This is a genomic window from Bartonella sp. AP19HLJMH (genome assembly GCF_042196245.1).
Taxonomy (GTDB): domain Bacteria; phylum Pseudomonadota; class Alphaproteobacteria; order Rhizobiales; family Rhizobiaceae; genus Bartonella.
Genome location: NZ_JBHIPX010000002.1, coordinates 167,752 through 191,166, shown reverse-complemented (window position 1 = coordinate 191,166; position 23,415 = coordinate 167,752). Strand labels below are relative to the sequence as shown.

At 38.3% G+C, this 23,415-nt stretch carries 20 protein-coding genes; 13 read left to right on the top strand and 7 right to left on the bottom strand.

The window, feature by feature from the left end; genetic code table 11:
* The first annotated feature begins 203 nt into the window (after positions 1-203).
* Positions 204-743 carry a GcrA family cell cycle regulator gene (locus tag ACFINR_RS02270; RefSeq protein WP_375612825.1) on the top strand — a complete coding sequence of 180 codons (540 nt, stop codon included), beginning with the start codon at positions 204-206 and terminating at the stop codon, positions 741-743.
* A 912-nt stretch (positions 744-1,655) separates the two neighbouring features.
* On the opposite strand, the gene ACFINR_RS02265 is transcribed toward ACFINR_RS02270, so the two are convergent.
* Positions 1,656-2,246, bottom strand: coding sequence for a Smr/MutS family protein (locus ACFINR_RS02265; protein ID WP_375652403.1), 591 nt, complete (start codon positions 2,244-2,246; stop codon positions 1,656-1,658).
* A 52-nt stretch (positions 2,247-2,298) separates the two neighbouring features.
* Positions 2,299-2,991 (bottom strand): Tim44/TimA family putative adaptor protein, encoded by a 693-nt coding sequence (locus ACFINR_RS02260; protein WP_375612823.1) that lies wholly within the window; start codon positions 2,989-2,991, stop codon positions 2,299-2,301.
* A gap of 174 nt (positions 2,992-3,165) precedes the next feature.
* On the opposite strand from ACFINR_RS02260, the gene ACFINR_RS02255 reads away from it, so the two are divergent.
* Together ACFINR_RS02255 and secB are read left to right on the top strand one after the other, a co-directional pair.
* Entirely contained in the window at positions 3,166-3,660 is a 495-nt protein-coding gene (locus ACFINR_RS02255) for an FxsA family protein (RefSeq protein WP_375632154.1), read from the top strand.
* Positions 3,661-3,802: 142 nt separating this feature from the next.
* The gene (gene secB, locus ACFINR_RS02250; protein WP_375632153.1) at positions 3,803-4,279 is read left to right on the top strand and encodes a protein-export chaperone SecB; all 477 of its coding nucleotides are present in this window, start codon (positions 3,803-3,805) and stop codon (positions 4,277-4,279) included.
* Positions 4,280-4,347: 68 nt separating this feature from the next.
* On the opposite strand, the gene ACFINR_RS02245 is transcribed toward secB, so the two are convergent.
* Entirely contained in the window at positions 4,348-6,648 is a 2,301-nt protein-coding gene (locus tag ACFINR_RS02245) for an NADP-dependent malic enzyme (protein WP_375632152.1), read from the bottom strand.
* A gap of 195 nt (positions 6,649-6,843) precedes the next feature.
* Between ACFINR_RS02245 and mutS the strand changes: the two genes are divergently transcribed.
* The gene (gene mutS, locus ACFINR_RS02240; protein WP_375632151.1) at positions 6,844-9,588 is read left to right on the top strand and encodes a DNA mismatch repair protein MutS; all 2,745 of its coding nucleotides are present in this window, start codon (positions 6,844-6,846) and stop codon (positions 9,586-9,588) included.
* A 1,033-nt stretch (positions 9,589-10,621) separates the two neighbouring features.
* On the opposite strand, the gene ilvD is transcribed toward mutS, so the two are convergent.
* From ilvD to ACFINR_RS02220, 4 genes are all read right to left on the bottom strand, one after another.
* Entirely contained in the window at positions 10,622-12,460 is a 1,839-nt protein-coding gene (gene ilvD / locus ACFINR_RS02235) for a dihydroxy-acid dehydratase (RefSeq protein WP_375611414.1), read from the bottom strand.
* 171 nt (positions 12,461-12,631) lie between these two features.
* Positions 12,632-12,811 (bottom strand): hypothetical protein, encoded by a 180-nt coding sequence (locus ACFINR_RS02230; protein WP_375652402.1) that lies wholly within the window; start codon positions 12,809-12,811, stop codon positions 12,632-12,634.
* Between the two features lie 621 nt (positions 12,812-13,432).
* Positions 13,433-13,684, bottom strand: a complete 252-nt coding sequence (locus tag ACFINR_RS02225) for a DUF1150 domain-containing protein (protein WP_012754519.1) — start codon at positions 13,682-13,684, stop codon at positions 13,433-13,435.
* Positions 13,685-13,710: 26 nt separating this feature from the next.
* On the bottom strand, positions 13,711-14,142 hold the full coding sequence (locus tag ACFINR_RS02220) for an Hsp20 family protein (RefSeq protein WP_375632150.1): 432 nt from the start codon (positions 14,140-14,142) through the stop codon (positions 13,711-13,713).
* 120 nt (positions 14,143-14,262) lie between these two features.
* On the opposite strand from ACFINR_RS02220, the gene nth reads away from it, so the two are divergent.
* The 9 genes from nth (at position 14,263) to ACFINR_RS02175 (ending at position 23,212) form a co-directional block, all read left to right on the top strand.
* Entirely contained in the window at positions 14,263-15,003 is a 741-nt protein-coding gene (gene nth, locus ACFINR_RS02215) for an endonuclease III (protein WP_375652401.1), read from the top strand.
* A gap of 155 nt (positions 15,004-15,158) precedes the next feature.
* Positions 15,159-15,362: a 50S ribosomal protein L35 gene (gene rpmI / locus ACFINR_RS02210; RefSeq protein WP_183193590.1), complete on the top strand. Its 204-nt coding sequence runs from the start codon at positions 15,159-15,161 to the stop codon at positions 15,360-15,362.
* 33 nt (positions 15,363-15,395) lie between these two features.
* Positions 15,396-15,797: a 50S ribosomal protein L20 gene (gene rplT / locus ACFINR_RS02205; protein ID WP_012754515.1), complete on the top strand. Its 402-nt coding sequence runs from the start codon at positions 15,396-15,398 to the stop codon at positions 15,795-15,797.
* Between the two features lie 94 nt (positions 15,798-15,891).
* Positions 15,892-16,974 carry a phenylalanine--tRNA ligase subunit alpha gene (gene pheS / locus ACFINR_RS02200; protein WP_375612817.1) on the top strand — a complete coding sequence of 361 codons (1,083 nt, stop codon included), beginning with the start codon at positions 15,892-15,894 and terminating at the stop codon, positions 16,972-16,974.
* Positions 16,975-17,006: 32 nt separating this feature from the next.
* Positions 17,007-19,421 (top strand): phenylalanine--tRNA ligase subunit beta, encoded by a 2,415-nt coding sequence (pheT, locus tag ACFINR_RS02195; protein WP_375652400.1) that lies wholly within the window; start codon positions 17,007-17,009, stop codon positions 19,419-19,421.
* Positions 19,422-19,711: 290 nt separating this feature from the next.
* On the top strand, positions 19,712-20,620 hold the full coding sequence (locus ACFINR_RS02190) for a metal ABC transporter substrate-binding protein (protein ID WP_375611408.1): 909 nt from the start codon (positions 19,712-19,714) through the stop codon (positions 20,618-20,620).
* Positions 20,617-21,447, top strand: coding sequence for a manganese/iron ABC transporter ATP-binding protein (locus tag ACFINR_RS02185; protein WP_375639725.1), 831 nt, complete (start codon positions 20,617-20,619; stop codon positions 21,445-21,447). Before ACFINR_RS02190 ends, ACFINR_RS02185 begins: the two co-directional genes overlap by 4 nt.
* The gene (locus tag ACFINR_RS02180; RefSeq protein WP_375611406.1) at positions 21,444-22,310 is read left to right on the top strand and encodes a metal ABC transporter permease; all 867 of its coding nucleotides are present in this window, start codon (positions 21,444-21,446) and stop codon (positions 22,308-22,310) included. The genes ACFINR_RS02185 and ACFINR_RS02180 overlap by 4 nt, the downstream gene beginning before the upstream one ends.
* Entirely contained in the window at positions 22,307-23,212 is a 906-nt protein-coding gene (locus ACFINR_RS02175; protein WP_273790250.1) for a metal ABC transporter permease, read from the top strand. The genes ACFINR_RS02180 and ACFINR_RS02175 overlap by 4 nt, the downstream gene beginning before the upstream one ends.
* Positions 23,213-23,415: the final 203 nt, after the last annotated feature.

Here is a 23,415-nt window from a genome sequence, read left to right as displayed (position 1 = left end):
CATAGAGTGAGTGCATATTGTAATTTACAATATAATAAGCAAGATGATGTGTTTTGATTTGTAAATCCACAGGTTGGATGATTTTTTTATGCTCACGTAGAGTGTAAAGTTCTTTCATTCAGCGTAATGAAAACATTATTTAAACATTTGAAGATGCAACGGGGAAGAGCATCTTAGTGACGTAATCGGAATGGAGTGCTGGTATGGGTTGGACATGTGAACGCGTTGAGCTTCTTAAAAAGCTTTGGAGTGAAGGGTTAAGTGCAAGTCAAATTGCTGCTCAATTGGGTGGGGTCAGCAGAAATGCAGTCATCGGCAAAGTACATCGATTAAAGTTACCAGGACGTGGTAAGACAGCACAAGGAAGCACCACGCGTGCGCAAAAAACTCCCGTGGGAAGTAGCAGCCCATCATCTCCACGTGTGCGTCGCAACACATCCACGGTATCGCCAATAAACACATCATCTGTAAGTATTGAAGAAACCGCTTTAAAGACAGAATTTGTAGTGGAAGATGTAAAAGAAGTTGATATGTCCACAAAATCCAATGTAGTTGTGCCTATATCACGTCAACTTAATCTTCTACAATTGAGTGAAAATACATGTAGATGGCCGGTTGGCGATCCATTATCAGCAGATTTTCATTTTTGTGGTGCAGATTCTGATGAAAATAGCCCCTATTGTGCCTTTCATGCTAAGCTAGCATTTCAACCAATATCTGAAAGACGTCGGATAAGAGTGTAATATCCTCAATTGAATCTCGTATTCTACGCCTTCTGCGCTTCGCTATTAAATTTTAATTATCGAATTATTATGAGAAAGAAATTTAATGGAGCTTTTAATGAATGAAAAAATTTCTTCATGAAACTATTCAACGAAACTGTATCTTTTGGTGCTATTGCGCAGCTGTGTGTTGTAAAGTTATATTCCTGTTTATTTTCACAATTTTCTTTAATTTAGTTGTACTGCTTTTAACACTATCCATAGCGACATCTTTTGAATAAGCTAGTTTCTCAATTTCTCATGTTTTTATGCTTCGTGTATTTAATAGAGTAATGCTGTGGTTTATAAAAATAATTTATCGCTTTGCAACCTGAATGAGATCCATTTATATCTCTCTCATTTTAAGTCCTCTTATATTGAAACAATCAAAATCTTTTGTTTGGGCGTCACGAGCGAGATGAGAACTGTGGAGAGTTAAAAACACTTAAAGAAAAGCATGCCTCTTATAAATGCTTTCAAGTGCCAAGGACTTAAAGGGTTGTTGCAACATTGAGAGATGGCAAAGTGTATGATGATGCCAGATTGCCCTTTTATTAAGTATAAAGATAGGGGGTGCTTCATGGATTTATCATTATACTCTTCACGGATGCCGTCGCAAAATAGGCTTGGGAGCGTTGAGAAATGTTTCTTTAAAACAAGCCTGTGAATATATGCAATTCAATATCATTCTGTTTTGCGTGAGGGATGTGCCCCGTTAAAGAATGCGATAAACAAAAGCGTGAAGCAATACGTAGAATGTAAAATAATATCTTTATAATTTTTTATAAAAAATTATAAAGAAGGGAGTATTGTATTCAAGGCTCTTACGAAATATACAAAAACAATAAATTATAAGTATAAATAAATATAAAATCTAGAGCGACCACAATAACATCACTTTCCTTCTCCCGACACAAAACGGCGCAACCAAACATAAAGCGCACCTTCTCCGCCATGCTGACGCGCTGCTTGCTCAAACGCGTGGACATAATATCGAAAAGCTGGTGTTGATAACCAATACGGAACAAATCTATACAAAGCTCCATCGCTCCCAACGGATCGTCCTTTTCCTGTAATCACAAGGACATAACGCAATCCTCTCTGCTGAGAGGACTGTAGAAATTTTTTTAAGAAAAAATAAGCTTCTTCCTGCATATAACCATGGAGATCAAGACGCGCCTCAAGAGGACAACGACCTTGGGAAATTTTACGATATGCAACATGATCAAAGAAATGAATCTTTTGTGCTTGTGTAACTGACCTCTTTTCTCTTTTAATAATTGTCGAGGGTTGTTGATTTTCCTGAGACAATGAGGAGTTTTGAGTTACAGGCTGTTTTTTATCATTAATATTTGCAATAGTTTCTGAAGCAGAAGAGAGCATCTTACCGTGAAGCGGTGTTATCGTACGACAAACCATCTCCCATAAAAGACGATCTTGTGAAGCCAATAAATCTCTTTTTTGTCTCCATTTACTTGAGGACATTTTAATTTCTCATAAATCATTGAATGCTTATGGAAGAAAAACAAAAAGTATTTTAATTTTCATTTTCTGTAGCAAAAAGCTTCCAGTTGGGATCTGACGATAAACTATTGCGAACAAAAGTCCAAATATCCCTGATTTCTACAATAGCATCAGGATCACCGTCTATACGCTCGCCCTGTTCATTATAAGTAACAGAAATCATCTCACTGACAATACGTATCGTTAAAAGTTCATCTTTTTCTTGTATTGCCGCCGCAACAAATTCAGCCTTATTAATTCCAACAAAAGTGAATTCTATTCTTTCTTTATTTTTTTCTCGTTGCTCAATAGCCATACAAAAGCTCTCAAAAACATCCTGACAAAGCAAGCTTTTAAGTTGATTGCGATCACCTTTGGCAAAAGCTGTTACAATCATTTCATACGCAATTTGTGCACCTTTTATAAAAAGTTGAGGAGAAAAATGAGGATCAATTCTATGAAATTCCCGCAAATTTTTATTCAAAACACTCCCCTCCGGTGAAATTTTATCAATTTCACTAAAGTCGTCTTTTTGTGAATTTTTCTGATGAGGGAACGAAACAATATTATCAGCCGTTTCTGCTTCAACTTGTTTTTTAGAACGTCGTGAATAAGGATCAAAGGGTGGCTTTTCAAACCCAATTCGTTTCCCTAATACATTACGGAGTTGCACAAAAATAACAACCATAACAACAAGAGCTATGACAAGTATAACGTCAAATTCCATAGGCGCTGTCAATCTCCAAAGCTTAAGTCTCTAATAAACATTGCAGTCAATACCATTTATCAATAAATATGTAAAATAAGGAATCTTATCATTCAAATATTTTTATAGATTTTGTATTTAAACGGAGTTCTCTTAAGAATTTCTCCCCCTACTCATCTAGAAGGAAACTTTCATGTGATAAAACTTTATTCTATAAATCCTCGTTTTTTTGTTGTTATCTTTCTTTGCATTCTTTTAATCGAGATTGCTGGTTTTATCTTTGTTGGTCAAGAAATTGGTATTTTGGCAACCTTGAGTTTGGTTATTCTCACAACCATAGTTGGGGTTGTTTTATTGCGAATTCAAGGGATTAGCCTTTTAAAAAATATACAAAATGAACTTATCCAAGGACGCACATTAGAGAATAATATTATTAATGATGCTTTCATCATGTTTAGTGCAATTTTACTTATTCTTCCCGGCTTTGTCACTGATCTCTTGGGAATATTACTTCTTATTAAACCAATTCGCTCTGTTGCTTGGCATTTCTTTGCATCATTAAAAAACAAAATGAATCCCAATACTAAAAGAAAAAATAACTCTGAAAAAATAATTGATCTTAAAGCAGAAGATTACACAATTCATGATACGACAGAATCTCCATGGCGCAAAAATGATGATAACCATTGAAATGCCTAAAAAATCTGTAACAAACTAAAAAAATATTCAAGATAAAGAGCGCATTTCTTGCAACCTTTTGCAAGGCGTGATAACCAATCTGGTCTTTAGATCTAAAATAAATATACATATTATAATGGAAGAGGTTTGTCGTATGGCCGAAGATGAAATGAATAACAGTGGTGGAGAGCCGGTTTTTGCTGTATTAACTCAATATTTAAAAGATTTATCATTCGAAAACCCTGGTGCTCCTCGTTCATTACGTACACGTGAAAAATCACCACAAATTGATATCAATATTAACGTCAATGCTAACCCAATTGGTGATGACAATTATGATGTCGTTTTGTCTCTCTCCGTCAAAGCCAATGATGAAACTGAAACCTTATTTCATGTAGAACTTATTTACGGTGGTGTTTTTCACCTTAAAAACATTCCACAAGAACATGTTATGCCACTGGTCTTTATTGAATGTCCCCGTCTTTTATTTCCATTTGCTCGCCAAATTATATCTGATGCTACTCAAAGTGGTGGTTTTCCACCTTTGTGGATTGATCCTATTGATTTTGCAGCACTCTTCCAAAAGCGTCTTTCTGAAGAGCAAAAAGACAATCAAATACAGCCCTCTTAAAAAATTTATTTTTTTTGCTATCAAAAAGCCCCTTGATATATTATTGGTATATTAGGGGCTTTTTTCCTTTAGACGACTTTTGCGGCATGATAAGCCGCAAGCATTGCAATATTGACAACATCTGTATCGCTCCCACTAAACGGTACAATTTGGACAGATTTTTCCAATCCAATTAAAATAGGACCAATGATAGTTGCTTCACCGAGTTCTTGTAACATTTTGCTTGCAATGGAAGATGCGTGATATCCAGGCATAACCAAAATGTTAGCAGGCTCCGTTAATCCCATAAATGGATATTGCTGCATCAATTTGGAATTGAGTGCCACATCAGCACTCATTTCTCCATCAAACTCAAAATCAACTTTGCGTTCATGCAAAATATTAATCGCATCCTGAATTTGCTGCGTCGTCTTCCCTTTCATATAACCAAATGTAGAAAATGCTAAAAATGCTACCCGTGGTTGATATCCAAATCCTCGCACAAATGAAGCTGCTTGTTCAGCTATATCTGCAAGTTCTTCAGCATTAGGATTTTCATAAACGGCTGTATCCGTAATAAACACAATTCGTCCACGGCAAATAGCCATTGAAATACCAATCAATCGTTCTTTTGGTTTTTCATCAATTGCACGACGTATATCGATCAACGCTGTTTCATAATTGCGTGTCACCCCTGTAACCATTGCATCAGCATCTCCTAGTGCCACCATACACGCAGCAAAATAATTGCGATCATTATTGATACGACGATGACAATCACGCAACAGCCAACCTTGACGCTGCATTTTTTTATAAAGATAATTCGCATAAGCATCTGTACGGCAAGAAAGCTTAGCATTCATAATAGAAATACCTTCACGCTCCAGATCAATTCCAGCGATAACAGCCGCTTCTCTTACTTGCTCTTCACGACCAACCAAAATTGCTTGTCCTAATTTTTGATGAACATAGGAAACGGCTGCCCGCATAACTTGCTCTTCTTCACCTTCTGCAAAGACAATTTGTTTTGGCGCTTGACGAACATGGTTATAAACCCCACGCATCATCGAGGAAGTAGGATCACGTCTCGCATTCAAATCGCGCTCATAGGACTCTAAATCATTTATGTTCTTTTGCGCAACACCGCTTTCCATTGCTGCTTTTGCTACCGCTATTGAAACAACCGTAAATAAACGCGGATCAAAAGGAACAGGGATGATATAGTTAGGACCAAACTTTAATCGCTTTCCATGATAAGCTTCTGCAACGCTGTCAGGCACTTCTTCATGCGCTAAATTAGCAAGAGCCTTTGCCGCAGCAATCTTCATGTCTTCATTAATAACTCTTGCACGCACATCAAGCGCACCACGAAATATATAAGGAAAACAAAGAACATTATTAATCTGATTTGGATAATCGGAACGTCCTGTTGCTACAATGGCATCATGACGCACTTGCATAACCTCTTCCGGCGTAATTTCTGGATCGGGATTAGCCATAGCAAAAATGATCGGCTGGGGTGCCATGGATCTTACCATTTCAGGAGTAAGAGCACCTTTAGCAGAAACCCCAAAAAATATATCTGCACCTTCCATTGCTTCCATAAGCGTACGTTTATCTGTTTGAATAGCATGCGCAGATTTCCACTGATTCATTCCCTCTTTGCGGCCTTCATAGACCACACCCTTTGTGTCACATAATATGATATTTTCGGAACGAAAGCCCATCGCTTTAATCAATTCAATACAAGCAATCCCTGCAGAACCAGCACCATTACAAACTAACCGCGTATTTTGCATATCACGCCCTGTTAAAGTCAAAGCATTGAGAACACCCGCAGCAACAATAATCGCTGTACCGTGTTGATCATCGTGAAAAACAGGTATATTCATCACCTCGCGTAGGCGGCTTTCAATCATAAAGCATTCTGGCGCCTTAATGTCTTCAAGATTAATTCCACCAAAAGAAGGTTCTAAATGGCGCACCAAATTGATAAAACTTTCTGTATCGTTTATATCAATTTCTAAATCAATGGAATCAATATCCGCAAAACGCTTAAACAGCACTGCTTTGCCTTCCATGACCGGCTTAGAGGCAAGTGCACCTAAATTGCCTAACCCTAAAATAGCGGTTCCATTTGAAATAACAGCAACAAGATTACCTTTTGCTGTATAATCATAAGCTAGCGCTGGATTTTGAGCAATTGCCTTAACTGGAACTGCAACACCTGGTGAATAAGCAAGTGCTAAATCATGCTGTGTTGCCATAGACTTTGTTGCAACAATCTCAAGCTTTCCTGGTCGACCACGACTATGAAAATCTAGAGCTTCTCTTTCGCTCGCACTGTAAACAGTTTGAGACATTTTCTGATCTTGCTCGCTCTTTTTCATCTCACTTTATTTTCTCCAAAAACAGTGTAAATTTTGCTTGATAATGCGTATAGTCATTAAATTTGATTCATATATTAGAAATCGCTATTCTTGCCTTAGCAAATCTGATGATGCGTTGCAATTTAGAGATAAATAGATATTGAAGTAAACAAAAAAGAGTAAAAACTTCACTTAAAGGAAACAGGCCTCGTACAAATGGATAAAAAAAACAATCATAAAAATAATTTAATTCCACAGCCTGCCTCCCCATCTGCTTCCTCTCAAGAACGTCTTACACCTATGATGGAGCAGTACATAGAAATCAAAGCCGTCCATCATGATTCCCTTCTCTTTTACCGAATGGGGGATTTTTATGAATTATTTTTTAATGATGCGATTGAAGCTGCTCAGGCTTTAGGAATCACACTCACAGCACGCGGAAAACATTTAGGACAAGATATTCCTATGTGTGGTGTTCCCGTTCATGCTGCAGATGATTATTTACAAAAACTGATTGCTTGTGGTTACCGAGTTGCTGTTTGTGAACAAATAGAAGATCCTGCTGAAGCAAAAAAACGTGGCTCAAAATCTGTTGTTCGGCGTGATGTTGTTCGTCTTGTAACACCTGGAACAATAACAGAAGAAAAACTCCTTGATCCAACACGCGCAAATTATTTGATGACACTTTCCCGTATAAAAACTAGCGATGGAGAGGAATTTGCTCTTTCTTGGATTGATATCTCAACAGGCATATTTCGTGTAACAGAGAGCCGCCAAGAAAAACTTTTAGCAGATATTATGCGTGTGGATCCACAAGAAATTATTGTTTCTGATTCATTTTTTCATGATAAATCTCACAAGTCACTTTTTAGTGTTCTTGATCGTATCGTTTCACCTCAACCTGCTTGTCTCTTTGATGCACTCACCGCTGAACGCGATATTTGCAATTATTTTAAACTCTCAACTCTTGAAGGCGTTGCCGATTATTCACGCTGTGAACTCTCTGCAATTGTAGCTGCTATTCGTTATATCGAAAAAACACAAATCACGCATCGCCCTCCCCTCATGCAGCCTGAACGCCAAAATGAAAGTGCAACTCTTTTTATTGATGCCGCAACCAGACTAAGCCTTGAACTTATTCGAACGACATCAGGTCAACGGGATGGAAGTTTATTAAAAGCTATTGATCGCACTGTAACAGGAGGAGGATCACGCCTTCTTATTGACCGCCTTATTGCTCCCCTCACCACTCCTTCAGCTATTGATACGCGTTTGGATTCTATCGATTTTTTTCTACGTAATCCTTCTCTTGCAGAAGCGATAAAGCTTATTTTAAAGGGGGGACCAGATATGCCCCGCGCCGTTTCACGTTTGGCTCTTGGACGAGGAGGTCCCCGTGATATGGCGACAATCCAGCGTGGCTTTGAAATCATTCGTGAATTGCATCAACTTCTTGATAATGAGCTTCTGCCTCAAGAAATAAGTGATGTACAACAGGTGTTCTCAAAATTACCCACAGCGTTATACTTTCATTTAGAACAGGCATTAGCTGATGATCTCCCACTTCTTAAACGTGATGGTGGTTTTATTCGTTCTAATTATCATAAAGAGCTCGATGAAATGCGTGCTTTACGTGATGAATCTCGCCGTGTCATTGCTGAACTTCAAGCGCAATATGCCCAAGAAACAGATATTAAGACGCTTAAAATAAAGCATAATAATATTCTAGGTTATTTCATTGAAGTAACCAGCACACAAGCATCTGCTCTTACAAATAATCCAGAAGCTAAAGCACGTTTTATTCATCGGCAAACAATGGCAAACGCCATGCGTTTTACGACAACAGAGCTTGCTGACCTTGAAAGCCGTATTGCCCATGCTGCCAATCACGCATTGACACTTGAACTAGAGATTTTTGATATTCTCGTTCAGGAAATTACCGAACAAGTTGATTTTATTCGTAAAGCCTCTGAAGCACTTGCTATTTTAGATGTCTCTGTCGCTTTAGCATATCTTGCTGAAGAACAAGGATATTGCCGCCCTAAAATTGATCTTTCACTTACCTTTCGCATTACAGCAGGACGCCATCCTGTCGTCGAGCAAGCACTCCGCAAACAAGCCGCAGAACCCTTTATTGCCAATAATTGTGATCTCTCTGTGCAAGAAAATCAGCAATATGCAGCAATCTGGCTGTTGACAGGGCCTAATATGGGAGGAAAATCAACTTTTTTGCGGCAAAATGCTCTTATTGCTATTATGGCGCAAATGGGGTCCTTCGTTCCAGCAACTTCAGCACATATTGGTGTCGTTGATCGCCTATTTAGTCGCGTTGGGGCTTCCGATGATCTTGCACGAGGGCGCTCAACCTTTATGATGGAAATGGTTGAAACAGCAACGATTCTCAATCATGCTAGCCACCATTCCCTTGTTATTCTTGATGAAATAGGACGTGGAACATCAACCTTTGATGGACTTTCTATTGCTTGGGCTGCTGTTGAATATCTCCATGAAGTTAACCATTGTCGTGCTATTCTTGCTACCCATTTTCATGAAATGACTGCACTTACCGAAAAACTTGACAGACTGCATAATGTAACCATGAAAGTCAAAAATTGGGATGGTGATGTAGTTTTTCTTCATGAGGTCACACCAGGAGCCGCTGACCGTTCCTATGGTGTACAAGTCGCAAAGCTTGCTGGACTTCCCCCAGCCGTTATTACACGAGCAACAGATGTACTCCATCAATTAGAACAAGGCGAAATGGCTGGAAAAGGACATAAACTCATTGATGATTTACCACTCTTTTCTCTTAAAGCAACATCTCCCGTCAATGAAGCAAAAAACAAACATTGTATACTTCACGAAGCTTTAAAAAATATTCATCCCGATGAACTCTCTCCTAAACAAGCTTTAGAAGCAATTTACCACCTCAAACAGCTTGAAAAGAGTAACCCTTTATAGAAAACAGATGTTATTTTTTATTAAAAAACCTTCTTAATAGGAGATAACGTAACCATTTTTGATATACCACAGCATAAACAGTTATTTATCGTATTCCCATCGCTTTTCTACATAATATATTTTGATAAGTGTAATTGCCTATAGGCAAAACCCTATGCATTATATTTCATATTCCCTTAGATTAATATTGGCTCTTATACAAAAAATTGGTCAAGATCGACTATTTTTACAAGATAGTCGTTTTTTGTAAAGATTGTCATGAAATCTCCTCCACGTTGCAAATACGCCATATTTAATGAATTATGCTTTTTCACGATCAATATTATTGTTATCATAGCAATATTTTTAGTTTAAAACTGTCAGTGTTGGAATACCATCCCATTTTGCATAATAAATTCATGGATAATGGGTCTCGTATTTTCTTCACATTTTAAGTTATAAAGAGCTCTTTTACTGTTTTCATATGAAACATATAATCAGATATATCACAGCTGTACTTTATTTTCATAAACATCCTTCAACTCCTTCCCACACCTTAATGGATAAGGATTTTCATTCGAATAAAGTCTGCAAATAGTCCAGCTTCTAACGGATTTTCCTTGACTTCCTAATCATGCGCTTCTCTTAAACTCAAAGCTTTACAAACAAGTCTAAGAATATTCACCACACACTAAAAACACACTTAATATTTAAGGAAGATGCCGTATATCACAGCTCTAAATGACAGTGTTTTTACGGTACAACAAGATAATGCCACCAGTACAATAAATATCTTTCATAAATTATGAGTAATAAGAAATCATAATCTCATATAAGATTGGAATATGATATGAAAAGTAATTATACTGTATCTGTCTTACATAGCTGCTAAAATAAGCAATCTACCGCAGTTTTTAGTTGTATTGATAGCTTTTTAATCATACTCATCATGACTCGAAATATTCTGATAAAAGTTCATAAACTCATAAAATAATTAGCTTAGAATATCGTGCAAAAGATGCAAAAAATCAGAGCACTATCTCTATTCAACTCATCAAATATTACGTACTGCACCCTTTGCAGCAGATGTGGTCATCGCTGCATAGGCTTTGAGAGCCTTTGAAACTTTACGCTGACGCTTCTCAATCGGTTGCCAAGCGCCTTTTCCTTTTGCTTCCATCTTAGAACGGCGCTGCTTCATCTCAACGTCATCCACCAACATATGAATTCTACGATTTGGAATATCAATTTCTATGATATCCCCCTCTTCCACCAACGCAATTTCTCCTCCTTCAGCAGCTTCTGGTGAAATATGTCCTATTGAGAGCCCTGAACTTCCCCCTGAAAAACGTCCATCTGTAACAAGTGCACAAACCTTGCCTAATCCTTTAGATTTGAGATAACTCGTTGGATAAAGCATTTCTTGCATTCCAGGTCCACCACGTGGGCCTTCATAACGGATTAAAACAATTTCACCTGTTTTAATCTTATCAGTTAATATAGCTGAAACAGCTGAATCTTGGCTTTCAAAAATTCTTGCCGGACCTTTAAAAGTTAAAATTGATTGATCAACGCCTGCTGTTTTTACAATGCAGCCATCTTTTGCAAGATTCCCATAAAGAACTGCCAATCCTCCATCTTGTGAATATGCGTGTTCCCTATCGCGAATCACACCTTTTTCACGATCAAGGTCAAGGGTCTCATAGCGACAAGATTGACTAAAAGCTGTCTGTGTTGGAATACCACCTGGAGCGGCACGATAAAATGCATGAACTGTTGGCTCATTAGTTTGCTTTACATCCCAGCGGTAAAGAGCTTCTTTCATTGTTTTTGCGTGAACCGTATAAGTTGATGTATCAATGAGTCCTGCCGCATCCAGTTCACCTAAAAGCCCCATAATACCACCAGCGCGATGAACATCTTCCATATGTACATTTGCAACAGCAGGAGCAACCTTACATAAAACAGGAACACAACGTGAAAGATGATCAATATCCGTCATGGTAAAATCCACCTCACCTTCTTGCGCTGCAGCTAAAAGATGCAGTACTGTATTGGTTGATCCCCCCATGGCAATATCAACGGTCATTGCATTTTCAAAAGCCTTGCGTGAAGCAATAGAGCGCGGCAAAACTGTTTCATCATCTTCTTCATAATAACGTTTAACCAATGCAACAATCTGTTTTCCAGCTTCTTCAAAAAGCATTCGTCGATCTGCATGTGTTGCTAACATTGATCCATTTCCGGGAAGAGAAAGCCCCAATGCTTCCGTTAAGCAATTCATAGAATTGGCCGTAAACATTCCTGAACAAGAACCACATGTAGGACAAGCAGCACGCTCCATTTCAGCAACTTCTTCTTCTGAATTTTGTTCTGAAGCTGCTGCAACCATGGCATCGACCAAATCAACCGTTAGATCTTGATCCTTCCATTTAATCTTACCTGCTTCCATAGGACCGCCTGAAACAAAGATTGTCGGAATATTCAACCGTAAAGCAGCCATTAACATACCAGGTGTAATTTTGTCACAATTAGAAATACAAACAAGTGCATCTGCACAGTGTGCATTAACCATATACTCTACAGAATCAGCAATGATTTCACGTGAGGGCAACGAATAGAGCATTCCATCGTGCCCCATCGCAATTCCATCATCTACAGCAATGGTATTAAATTCTTTCGCAACACCACCGGCAACTGCTATCTGTTGTGCGACTAATTGCCCAAGATCTTTTAAATGGACATGCCCTGGTACAAATTGTGTAAAAGAATTCGCAATCGCAATAATGGGTTTACCAAAATCAGTATCTTTCATCCCTGTTGCACGCCAAAGTCCGCGGGCTCCTGCCATATTACGCCCGTGGGTTGATATTCTTGAACGGTAAGAAGGCATTATTTTTTTCCCCTCAAATAATTCCATTTTGCTTGTTGTGCTGTAACTTCATTATAAAAACAAGAGCTTTAATATTCAAAAGAGAAAAATACCTTGTACTGCGGCATTTGAAGCACAAAATTAAAAGCTCTGCATAAACTTTTTCATAAAGCCTTTGTTTTTTATTACCTGTTAATCAACATCTAATCCCTGTGCAAGTCCACGTTTGAGACAAATATCAAAACGCTTCAGTATGACACGAACTGTTCCAGATTTTTGTATGCCAGATTTGGTTAGCATATTGCATCTATCTGTTTGCGTAATTTCTGGAATTGGAAAGAATATAAAGAAATCGTGATAAAAATCTATCATCTCCTTATAATTCAGCTTTACACCTTTCAAACGCATTCATAAAAAATATCTTTTAAATAATGATGACGCATTATCTCATGCTTTTGTTTTTACACTCTTCAATAGAGCTACTCCCCTAAGGAAGAACAAAACACACCAAACAAAATACACTTGTATAGCCTTTATACTCATTTTAAAGAGACATCTTTCAATGCACTCGAGCCCATTTCACGATAGCGCCTATGAATGGTATAACAGCCCCCGTGAATAATATAAATCTATAAGGGACATCTTCACACTTATGAAGAAGAAAACTGACACCATCATACATTTTTTTATCCCCATATCGTGAACGTCCTTGGTAATTGAGACAATTAAAAAGAGATATTTTTATTCCTTTCTTCAAGTGTTTTTATCCACATGGCTCTCCCTGCTTATGACATCAAGCAAGTGACTTTAATTGTTTCAATATAAGAAGATCTCAAATGAGAGAACCTTATGATATTCGGGACTCTCATTCCAGTTGTAAAAAATTAATTATGAATATAAATCAATACTTAATCTAATTATAACTCACATTACACCCTTTACGAAAAAACAGATAGAATTTATAAAGAGTACAGCTTTTTCTCGTAAGGTAATCTAGTGCAGAGTTACAATTTGTAGTTCATGCTCATTGGCTCCAGCAAGGGCGATAGAACGCTCATCGGATAAAATGATAGGATAACCTGTTTCACCAAAGAGAGCCCATATCGTAATGCCTGGGGTCATTGGTGGAAGATCTGGAAAGTTTTTAGCCAGATCATCTGTACAAACTTTTTTTAAATAGGCAATCTGTCCCGCATCAGAGTAGGATGTGTTCTGAAACGACAAGTTTTGTTTGTGTTCTCCCATTTCACTGTTCCTTTACGCCTTAACTTTTATGACTCACCACTACTGACTTTAATTGGAATCTGTTTTATTTCTTTTTTTAATTTTGGTTGATACAGATTAATTGATAAAAGACCATTTTTCAACTCTGCATTTGTAACATGCATCCCTTCCGCGAGAACAAAGATTCGCTGGAATTGTCGCGCAGCTATACCGCGATATAAATATTGATGATTTTGGTTGTCTGTTTGTTTACCATGAATAACCAATTGATTATCATCGAGTAAAATATTAAGATGGTTAATCTTAAATCCAGCAACAGCCAAAGTTATCCGGATATGATTTGCATCATCACTTTTATGCAAACGTTCAATATTATAGGCTGGGTAAGCCTCATCAGCTTTACCGATACGTTGCAATATTTTTTCTACGGTTTCAAACCCTAAAAGAAAAGGATTGGAGAAAGGCGTCACATGTGTCATTCATGAGTATCCTCTTTAAAACGGCTTTACTTGACCAAACTCTATAAAAGTGTTCGCTGCACTCCTCTCATATGGCGAGCGTGAATGATAACTTCAAGAGAGAAGATTTAAGAGAGTTCAATGCCTCAAAGTAACATAAAATTATCAAAGGTGCGAAATTTATCTAGTATATTGTATAATAAAGATGAAATTGCGGAAATATTTCGCCGTTTTTCTGTGCAACGCCCAACACCTAAGAGTGATCTTAACTATATAAATACTTTTACACTTTTAGTTGCCGTTGTGCTTTCGGCTCAAGCGACAGATGTAAGCGTTAATAAAGCGACAAAAGAATTATTTTTCCTTGCTGATCAACCGGAAAAAATGGTTGCATTAGGGGAAGAAGAAATAGCAAATCATATCCGTTCACTTGGCCTTTGGCGTGCAAAAGCACGTAATGTTTATGCGCTTTGCAACTGTTTAATTAATCAATATGGTGGTCAAGTACCCGATACGCGTGAAGCACTCATGGCCCTTCCTGGAGTTGGGCGCAAAACGGCTAATGTGGTCTTGAATGTTGCTTTTGGTCAGCCTACATTGGCAGTAGATACACATATTTTTCGCTTAAGCAACCGTCTTGGTTTGGCGCCTGGAAAAACACCAGAAATTGTTGAGAAAAAATTATTAAAGATTATACCGGTTCATTATATTCGCCATGCGCATCATTGGCTGATTTTACATGGTCGCTATATTTGTCAAGCCCGTAAACCACAATGTACGCAATGCATTATTGCCGATTTATGTAAAGCAGCCATCAAAACAAATGCAATTCCAGCACCTTTGGTTGAGCTTCAAGACAATGGAGCGCCGATTTTTTTGTAATACGGTCTTGCTATTTTGTGTATACTAGCTTATGAAAACGTCTTTAAGAGCCGCCCGGCAGGGCATGCCGTGGCTGTTTAAATGCTTGTTCAAGCGTTGGTCCGCTTGAGTGAATAAAATGTTTGATTGAATAAATTAATGTACGGAGTAGCAAAATGCCCAAGATGAAGACCAAATCATCCGCTAAAAAGCGGTTTAAAATCACTGCGTCAGGCAAAATTAAAGTAGCAGCTGCCGGTAAGCGCCACGGCATGATTAAGCGTTCGAATAAATTTATTCGCGATGCACGTGGAACAATGGTTTTGTGTGAACAAGATGCTAAAAAAGTCATTCAGCATTATTTGCCGAATGGTATTTAAACCTTACGCTTTTGATTTTGAGGAGATTATAATATGGCTCGTGTGAAAAGAGGTGTGACAGCACACGCTAAGCACAAAAAAGTTCTTAAACAGGCTGAAGGTTTTTACGGTCGTCGTAAAAATACCATTCGTGCAGCTAAAGCAGCGGTTGATCGTTCAAAGCAATACGCTTATCGTGACCGCAAAAATAGGAAACGTACTTTCCGTGCTTTGTGGATTCAGAGAATTAATGCGGCTGTTCGCGCAGAAGGTTTAACTTATGGACGTTTTATTGATGGCTTATCAAAAGCCGGTATTGAGGTTGATCGTAAGGTTCTTTCAGATATAGCAATCCATGAGGCAGAAGCATTTTCTGCTTTAGTTGCTTCGGCAAAAAAAGCTTTAGAATATTTAAAAGATACGACACCTAATGCTTTCGAAGGCGCTGTCAAATAAGCCAGTCGTGTTCTCTTAAAGCATTCATTTATTCGAGGTCCCGTGCTGGCTATTGCGAGTGCGGGTTTTTCTTTATTAAAAAATAGGCAAAAATATGAATGATATTGAGCGTCTGGAACAAGAAATTTGTTTAGCCTTAGAGGCAGCAGGTGATGAACAAGCACTTGAAGAAGTGCGTATTGCAGCATTGGGTAAAAAAGGTAGTATCTCTGAAAAATTAAAAGAATTAGGAAAAATGGATGCTGGCGAGCGCCATAAAGTTGGACCAGTTCTTAATGGATTAAAAAATCGCATTTTAGAATTATGGGCACAAAAGCGTGATCTTCTGAAAAGACAGGCAATGGATGCCCGTCTTTCTCGTGAAACAGTTGATGTTACCTTGCCTGTTCGCTCTTCACCTATAGAACGGGGACGCATTCATCCTATTTCACAAGTGATTGAGGAAATTATTGCCATTTATACAAAGTTGGGTTTTTCTCTTGCAGAGGGACCTGATATTGAAACAGATTATTATAATTTTACAGCATTGAATTTTCCTGAAGGGCATCCAGCGCGTGAAATGCATGATACCTTCTTTTTTGATGTTGATAAAATGGGAGAACGAAAATTATTGCGAACCCATACATCACCCGTACAAATTCGCACACTAGAAAAACAAAAAGCACCGATACGAATCATTATTCCTGGAAAAACTTACCGCATGGATTCGGATGCAACACATTCTCCCATGTTCCATCAGGTCGAGGGTCTTGTCATTGATAAAACCTCCACCATTGCACATATGATGTGGCTGCATGAAACTTTTTGTAAAGCATTTTTTGAAGTTCCCTCTGTAAAAATGCGTTTTCGTCCCTCTTTTTTCCCTTTTACCGAACCATCTATGGAGGTAGATATTCAATGTGATCGTTCTGGTTCAGAAGTAAAGTTCGGAGAAGGGCAGGATTGGTTGGAAATTTTAGGATGCGGAATGGTGCATCCCCAGGTGTTGAAAAATGTTGGTTTAGATCCAGATGAATATCAAGGTTTTGCATGGGGCATGGGCATTGATCGTATTGCCATGTTGAAATACGGTATGCCTGATTTGCGGGCTTTTTTTGATGCTGACCTGCGTTGGTTAGACCATTATGGCTTTCGTTGCTTTGATATGCCTGCTTTTTTTCCTAATAGAAATGTGTGATCTTAGTCATCGCTTTCATGTGAGGTTTTAAAATGAAGTTTACATTGTCCTGGTTAAAAGATCACTTAGAAACAAATGCATCTTTGAATGAAATTTGTGAAAAATTAACCGCTATAGGTCTTGAGGTTGATTACGTTGATGATCGGTCTTCTTTAAAAGGTTTTGTGATTGCAAAAGTTTTAACAGCAATAAAGCATCCTGATGCAGATAAACTTCAAATTTTATCAGTCGATACAGGGACTTCCACACCTGTTCAAGTTGTCTGTGGAGCACCAAATGCACGCGCAGGTCTTGTTGGTGTTCTGGCACTACCAGGCACTTATATTCCAGGACTTGATGTAACATTATCTGTAGGAAAAATCCGAGGTGTTGAAAGTTTTGGGATGATGTGTTCACAAGCGGAGCTTGAATTATCAAATGAGCATGATGGGATTATTGAACTTCCAGAAGATGCACCTATTGGAGGTTCATTTGCAGCTTATGCTGGTTTAGATGATCCGGTTATTGATATTGGTTTGACCCCTAATCGTTCCGATTGCACAGGTGTTCGTGGTATTGCACGTGATCTTGCTGCCGCTGGAATGGGAAAATTAAAAGAATTATCCTTGTCAAAATTTGATTCTTCCTTTGAAACACCTCTCGATGTTTCATTAGATTTTTCGCAAGATTCATCATTATGTTTAGGTTTTGCTTGGCGTGAAGTGCGCAATGTTCAAAATGGTGCATCACCACAGTGGATGCAACAGCGTTTGAATGCAATTGGTCTGAGACCGATTAATGCGCTTGTTGATATGACCAATTACATCAGTTTTGACCTTGGTCGTCCACTCCATGTTTTTGATGCAGATAAAATTAAAGGTAATTTGTGTGTACGTTGCGCGCGTGAAGGAGAGCAGCTTCAAGCACTGAACGGAAAAATCTATCATCTGGGCCCTAAAAATTGTGTCATTGCAGATGACGAGGGGGTTGTTTCGATTGCCGGTATCATGGGCGGTGAAAGAACGAGTTGTGATGAAACAACACATCGCATTATTATTGAATCGGCGCTTTGGGATGCGCGAAGCATTGCACAAACAGGAAGAGCATTAGGTCTTATCAGTGATGCACGTTATCGATTTGAACGAGGTGTTGACCCGGATTTTATAGAAACAGGACTTGAGATTGCAACAGAATTGGTCTTACGTCTTTGTGGTGGTGAAGTATCTAAAAAGAAGATCGTTGGCTATCAGCAACAAGAAATCAAACAGATCGCTTTTCCTTTTTCTGAAATTAAACGTTTAACAAATTTGGAAATAGAACCTGAAAAAGTCATCTCTATTTTAACAAAACTTGGATTTTTTGTTGAAGGAAAAGGAGAAGTCGTTACGGTAAAAGTACCATCATGGCGCCCTGATATTATGGGTAAAGCCGATTTGGTGGAAGAGGTTATGAGAATTTATGGGTTAGATGAAATTAAACCTATTCCTTTGGAAAACTTTGCAGAAGGAAAAGATCAAATTTTAACATGCGCACAAATTCGTTCACGTGCTACACGTTTGGCTCTAGTGCAACGTGGTATGAAAGAAGCGGTGACATGGTCTTTTATTTCTGAAAATCAAGCTCTTGCTTTTGGAGGAGGTCAAGAAGAGCTTAAATTAGTTAATCCTATTGCTGCTGATATGTCAATGATGCGTCCTTCCCTTTTACCTGGCTTGATTATGGCGGCACAAAGAAATGCTGATCGTGGTTTTTCCGATCTTGCTTTGTTTGAAGTTTCAAGTATTTATGAGGGCGACACCCCTGATAAACAACACCGTGTTGTTAGTGGAATTCGTCGCGGAACAGAGCAATTTAAAGGGGCTGGGCGTTTTTGGAATGGAAATGCAACCGTCGTTGATGTTTTTGATGCCAAAGCAGATGCCTTAGCTATTTTAGAAGCATGCGATATGGATGTTGGGAAAGTGCAGATTGAAGTTGGAGCACCGGATTGGTATCATCCTGGTCGTTCAGGTGTCATAAAACTTGGATCAAAGATTATTCTTGGTTTTTTTGGTGTTTTTCATCCTGCTACATTAGAAAAGTTAGATGTCAGTGGACCTTTATGCGGCTTTGAAATTTTTCTAGATCGAATTCCAGAATCAAAGAAAAAAACGACCAAAAGCCGTCCTCCTTTGAAACTCTTACCTTTTCAAACGGTGCGGCGTGATTTTGCCTTTATAGCGGATAAAACTGTTGCCTCTTCTCTTATTATTCGGGCGGCAAGCGGAGCCGATAAAAAACTTATTCATTCAGTGCAGGTTTTTGATATTTTTGAAGATTTAAGCTTTGGTGAAGATAAAAAATCTGTTGCAATTGAAGTAACTATTCAGCCCATAGAACGGACTCTAACAGATGAAGATTTAGAAAAGCTTGCCTCAAAGATCGTGGATAATGTTACCAAAATGACAGGTGCATATTTGCGCTACTGAGTATACTCATTTTTTATGAGATATTTTACATGAAGTGGGAGCATCTTTGCGTGCTCCCTTTTTGTTTGGCATTCAAGAGCTATAGAACTTCTTGAAAGGGGACCTCCTTACCAAAACAAGCTGCTTAAATCATCAATTTTTTCAATATGAAAAAACTGTTTTTAAACATCTTGAAAAGTTATTTTTTCTCTTAATCCTTCATTGCAAATGTAAAAGATAACTGCTATTGCTAAATGATAATGCAAATTATTTGCAATAAAAAGAAGGCATATAAAGGAAAGAGAGAATCAATGAACGTAAGAACGTTTTTCACCATAGTTTTTGGAAGTGTTATTTTTTTTACACCCAATTTTGCTTTGTGTGCTGGTAAATTTAAAGCTGTTACGACATTCACTATCATTGCTGATATGGCACGCAATGTAGCAGGTGATGCCGCTGATGTTGAATCCATTACAAAACCAGGTGCGGAAATTCATGAATACCAACCCACCCCACGCGATCTTATGCGTGCTCAGGGAGCTAACCTTGTATTGTGGAATGGTTTAGAGTTAGAGCTTTGGTTTGAAAAGTTTTTTCAAAATATCAAGGATGTTCCAAGTGTTGTTGTTTCAAAAGGTATTGTACCCATTAAAATTGGTGAGGGCCCCTTTAGCGGTAAACCCAATCCTCATGCGTGGATGTCACCGACCTCTGCTTTGATTTACGTTGATAATATTCGCGATGCTTTTGTAAAATATGATCCTGAACATGCTGAAATTTATAAACAGAATGCTGAAATTTATAAACAGAAAATTCGTGCAACGATTGATCCAATTAGGGCTGAATTAGAAGCTGTACCGCAAGATAAACGTTGGCTTGTGACCAGTGAGGGGGCTTTTAGCTATTTGGCGCGTGATTTTGATCTAAAAGAACTTTATTTATGGCCCATCAATGCTGACCAACAAGGAACACCACAGCAGGTCAAGCATGTTATTGATATGGTTCGCAAATACAATATTCATGCAGTTTTTTCTGAAAGCACTATTTCCCCTGCGCCTGCTAAGCAGGTTGCCAGAGAAACAGGAGCTAAATACGGTGGTGTTCTTTATGTTGATTCTTTAAGTGAAAAAAATGGTGAGGTACCCACTTATATTGATTTATTACGTGTCACGAGTGGGCGTATTAGCAATGCTTTAGTAGAGGGAGTAAAAAACCAATGACGGAATGTGGAATTTTTGCCCAAGGAGTAACGGTAACATATCGTAATGGACATACAGCTTTACGCGAAGTGAATTTTGAAAGTCCAAAGGGTTCTATTACGGCATTGGTTGGTGTTAATGGATCCGGTAAGTCAACGTTATTTAAAGCGATTATGGGGTTTGTACGCCCCTCAAAGGGAAAAATTCGCATGTTTGATTTGCCCGTTGATGTAGCTTTGAAAAAAAATCTTATTGCTTATGTTCCTCAAAGTGAAGATGTTGATTGGAATTTTCCTGTCTTGGTTGAAGATGTTGTATTGATGGGGCGGTACGGTCATATGAATTTCTTTCGCTATGCCCGTACACAAGATTATGAAGCCGTTCGTATTGCCTTAGAACGTGTTGATATGCTGGCTTTTGCCAAGCGCCAAATTGGAGAACTTTCTGGTGGACAGAAAAAGCGTGTTTTTCTAGCGCGCGCTCTTGCACAGAAAGCAAAAGCTATTTTATTAGATGAGCCGTTTACAGGGGTTGACGTTACAACAGAAGATAAAATCATTGCTTTGCTACAAGATCTTCGTAAAGAAGGAGCAGTGATCTTGGTTTCAACTCACAATTTGGGTTCTGTTCGCGAATTTTGTGATCATACAGTTTTAATAAAAGGTACTGTTTTAGCTTCTGGGTTAACAGAAAAAATCTTTACAAAGGAAAATCTGGAGAAAACTTTTGGAGGGTCTTTGCATCACCATATTTTTGATCTTCAAACCACAAAAAAAAATGATGTTTTCATGGGAAGAAAGCAGTCTGCAGTTTGTGAAGATATTGAAAGAGTGGAGCACGTTGCATGATTTCTTGGTTGCTTGAGCCACTGAGCTATCAATATATGGTGAATGCAATGTGGGTTTCTGGGTTAGTTGGGTGTGTTTGTGCCTTTCTTTCAGCTTTTTTGATGTTAAAAGGTTGGTCATTGATTGGTGATGCACTTTCCCATTCGATTGTTCCTGGTGTAGCAGGAGCTTACCTTTTAGGGTTACCTTTTTCACTCGGCGCTTTTTTTTCTGGTGGTCTTGCAGCAGCAGCAATGCTCTTTTTTAACCACCGGACAAAGCTTAAAGAAGATACCATTATTGGGCTCATTTTTTCTTCCTTTTTTGCCTTTGGGTTGTTTCTCAAATCATTAAAACCAATGGCTGTTAATATTGATACGATTGTTTTGGGAAATATTTTAGCAGTGAGTTCAACAGATATTCTACAATTGGCTTTTATCGGCTTTGTTTCGTTGCTTATATTGCTTTTGAAATGGAAAGATCTTCTTGTTTCGTTATTTGATGAAACGCATGCGCATGCCATTGGATTAAACGTAAAATTTTTAAAGATTCTCTTTTTCACATTGCTTGCCGCTTGTACCGTTGCTGCGATGCAAACCGTTGGAGCGTTCTTAGTCATTTGTCTTGTTGTGACACCTGGGGCAACGGCCTATCTTTTAAGTGATCGTTTCGTAAACATCTTGGTTATTGCAGTTGTAATTGGAACCTTCACAAGTGTCTTGGGTGTTTATGTGAGTTATTTTTTGAATGCACAAACGGGGGGGGTTGTAGTGCTTTTTCAAGCATCTTTATTTGTTTTGGCTTTTATTTTTGCTCCTAAACATGGGTTTATTGCTGCGCGCTTACGCATAAATGCGGCAAAAAAGGGTGTAATATTATCATGATTGATCAATTACTGCTTCCGTTTCAGTTTTCTTTTATGCTTAAGGGTATGCTTATTGTCATGATTCTTTCTATTCCCATGGCGATGCTTTCCTGTTTTCTTATTTTGAAAGGATGGGCGCTGTTAGGCGATGCCATTTCTCATGCAGTTTTTCCAGGTGTTGTTGTTGGTTATATGACAACACCATGGGTAATCGCATTTTTAACTTCTTTGCCATTTGCTTGGTTTCAGCATATGCGTCCAGAGAATATTACAATGACTTTGATTACTTGCGGTGCTTTTGTTGCAGGAATGGTGTGTGCACTATTAACGGGTTTTTTAGGGAGCAATAGCCGTATCAAACAGGACACGGTGATGGGTGTGGTCTTTTCTTCAATGTTTGGTTTGGGGCTTGTTTTAGCCACGTCTATTTATAGTAGCTTAGATTTGAATCATATTCTATTTGGTAATCTCTTGGGTGTTAACTGGCTTGATATAACGCAGACGGCAATCATTTCTGCTGTTGTCACTTTTATTTTAGCAGCAAAATGGCGCGACTTTATGCTGTATATTTTTGACACAGTTCAAGGACGTGCAATGGGGTTACCAATATCTCTACTCCACTATACCCTGCTAACGATGATTTCTCTTACAATTGTTGCGGCTTTGAAAGCTGTAGGTATCGTACTCGTTATTTCTTTACTGATAGCACCAGGAGCAATTGCCTATCTTGTCACAAAGCGGTTTTCTTTTATGTTAATGATCGCGATACTTGTTGCAGCTTTTTCTGGTTTTTTAGGGATTTATCTCAGCTTATTTATCGGCTCTGATTCTGCTTCCACAATTGTGTTGATCTTGACGTTGATTTTTATGGCTATTTTCATGATGATTTTCTTTCGTCGAAACACAGTTCAAGAGACTTGAAAGTGTTAAAATTCATGCATATCAGCCATGCATTTTTATATATTGTTTCTCATTTTTATTTTAATTAGAGTTTGGGGTGCTAGGTTATTTTTCCTCCTAATATCTAGCAGGTGAATGCAGTAAATTTTCTCCCCCCCAACACTGCATTCTTAATTAAGAGGCTGCATTGATTTCTTCTGCAGCCTTTTTATTTTTTTGTTTTT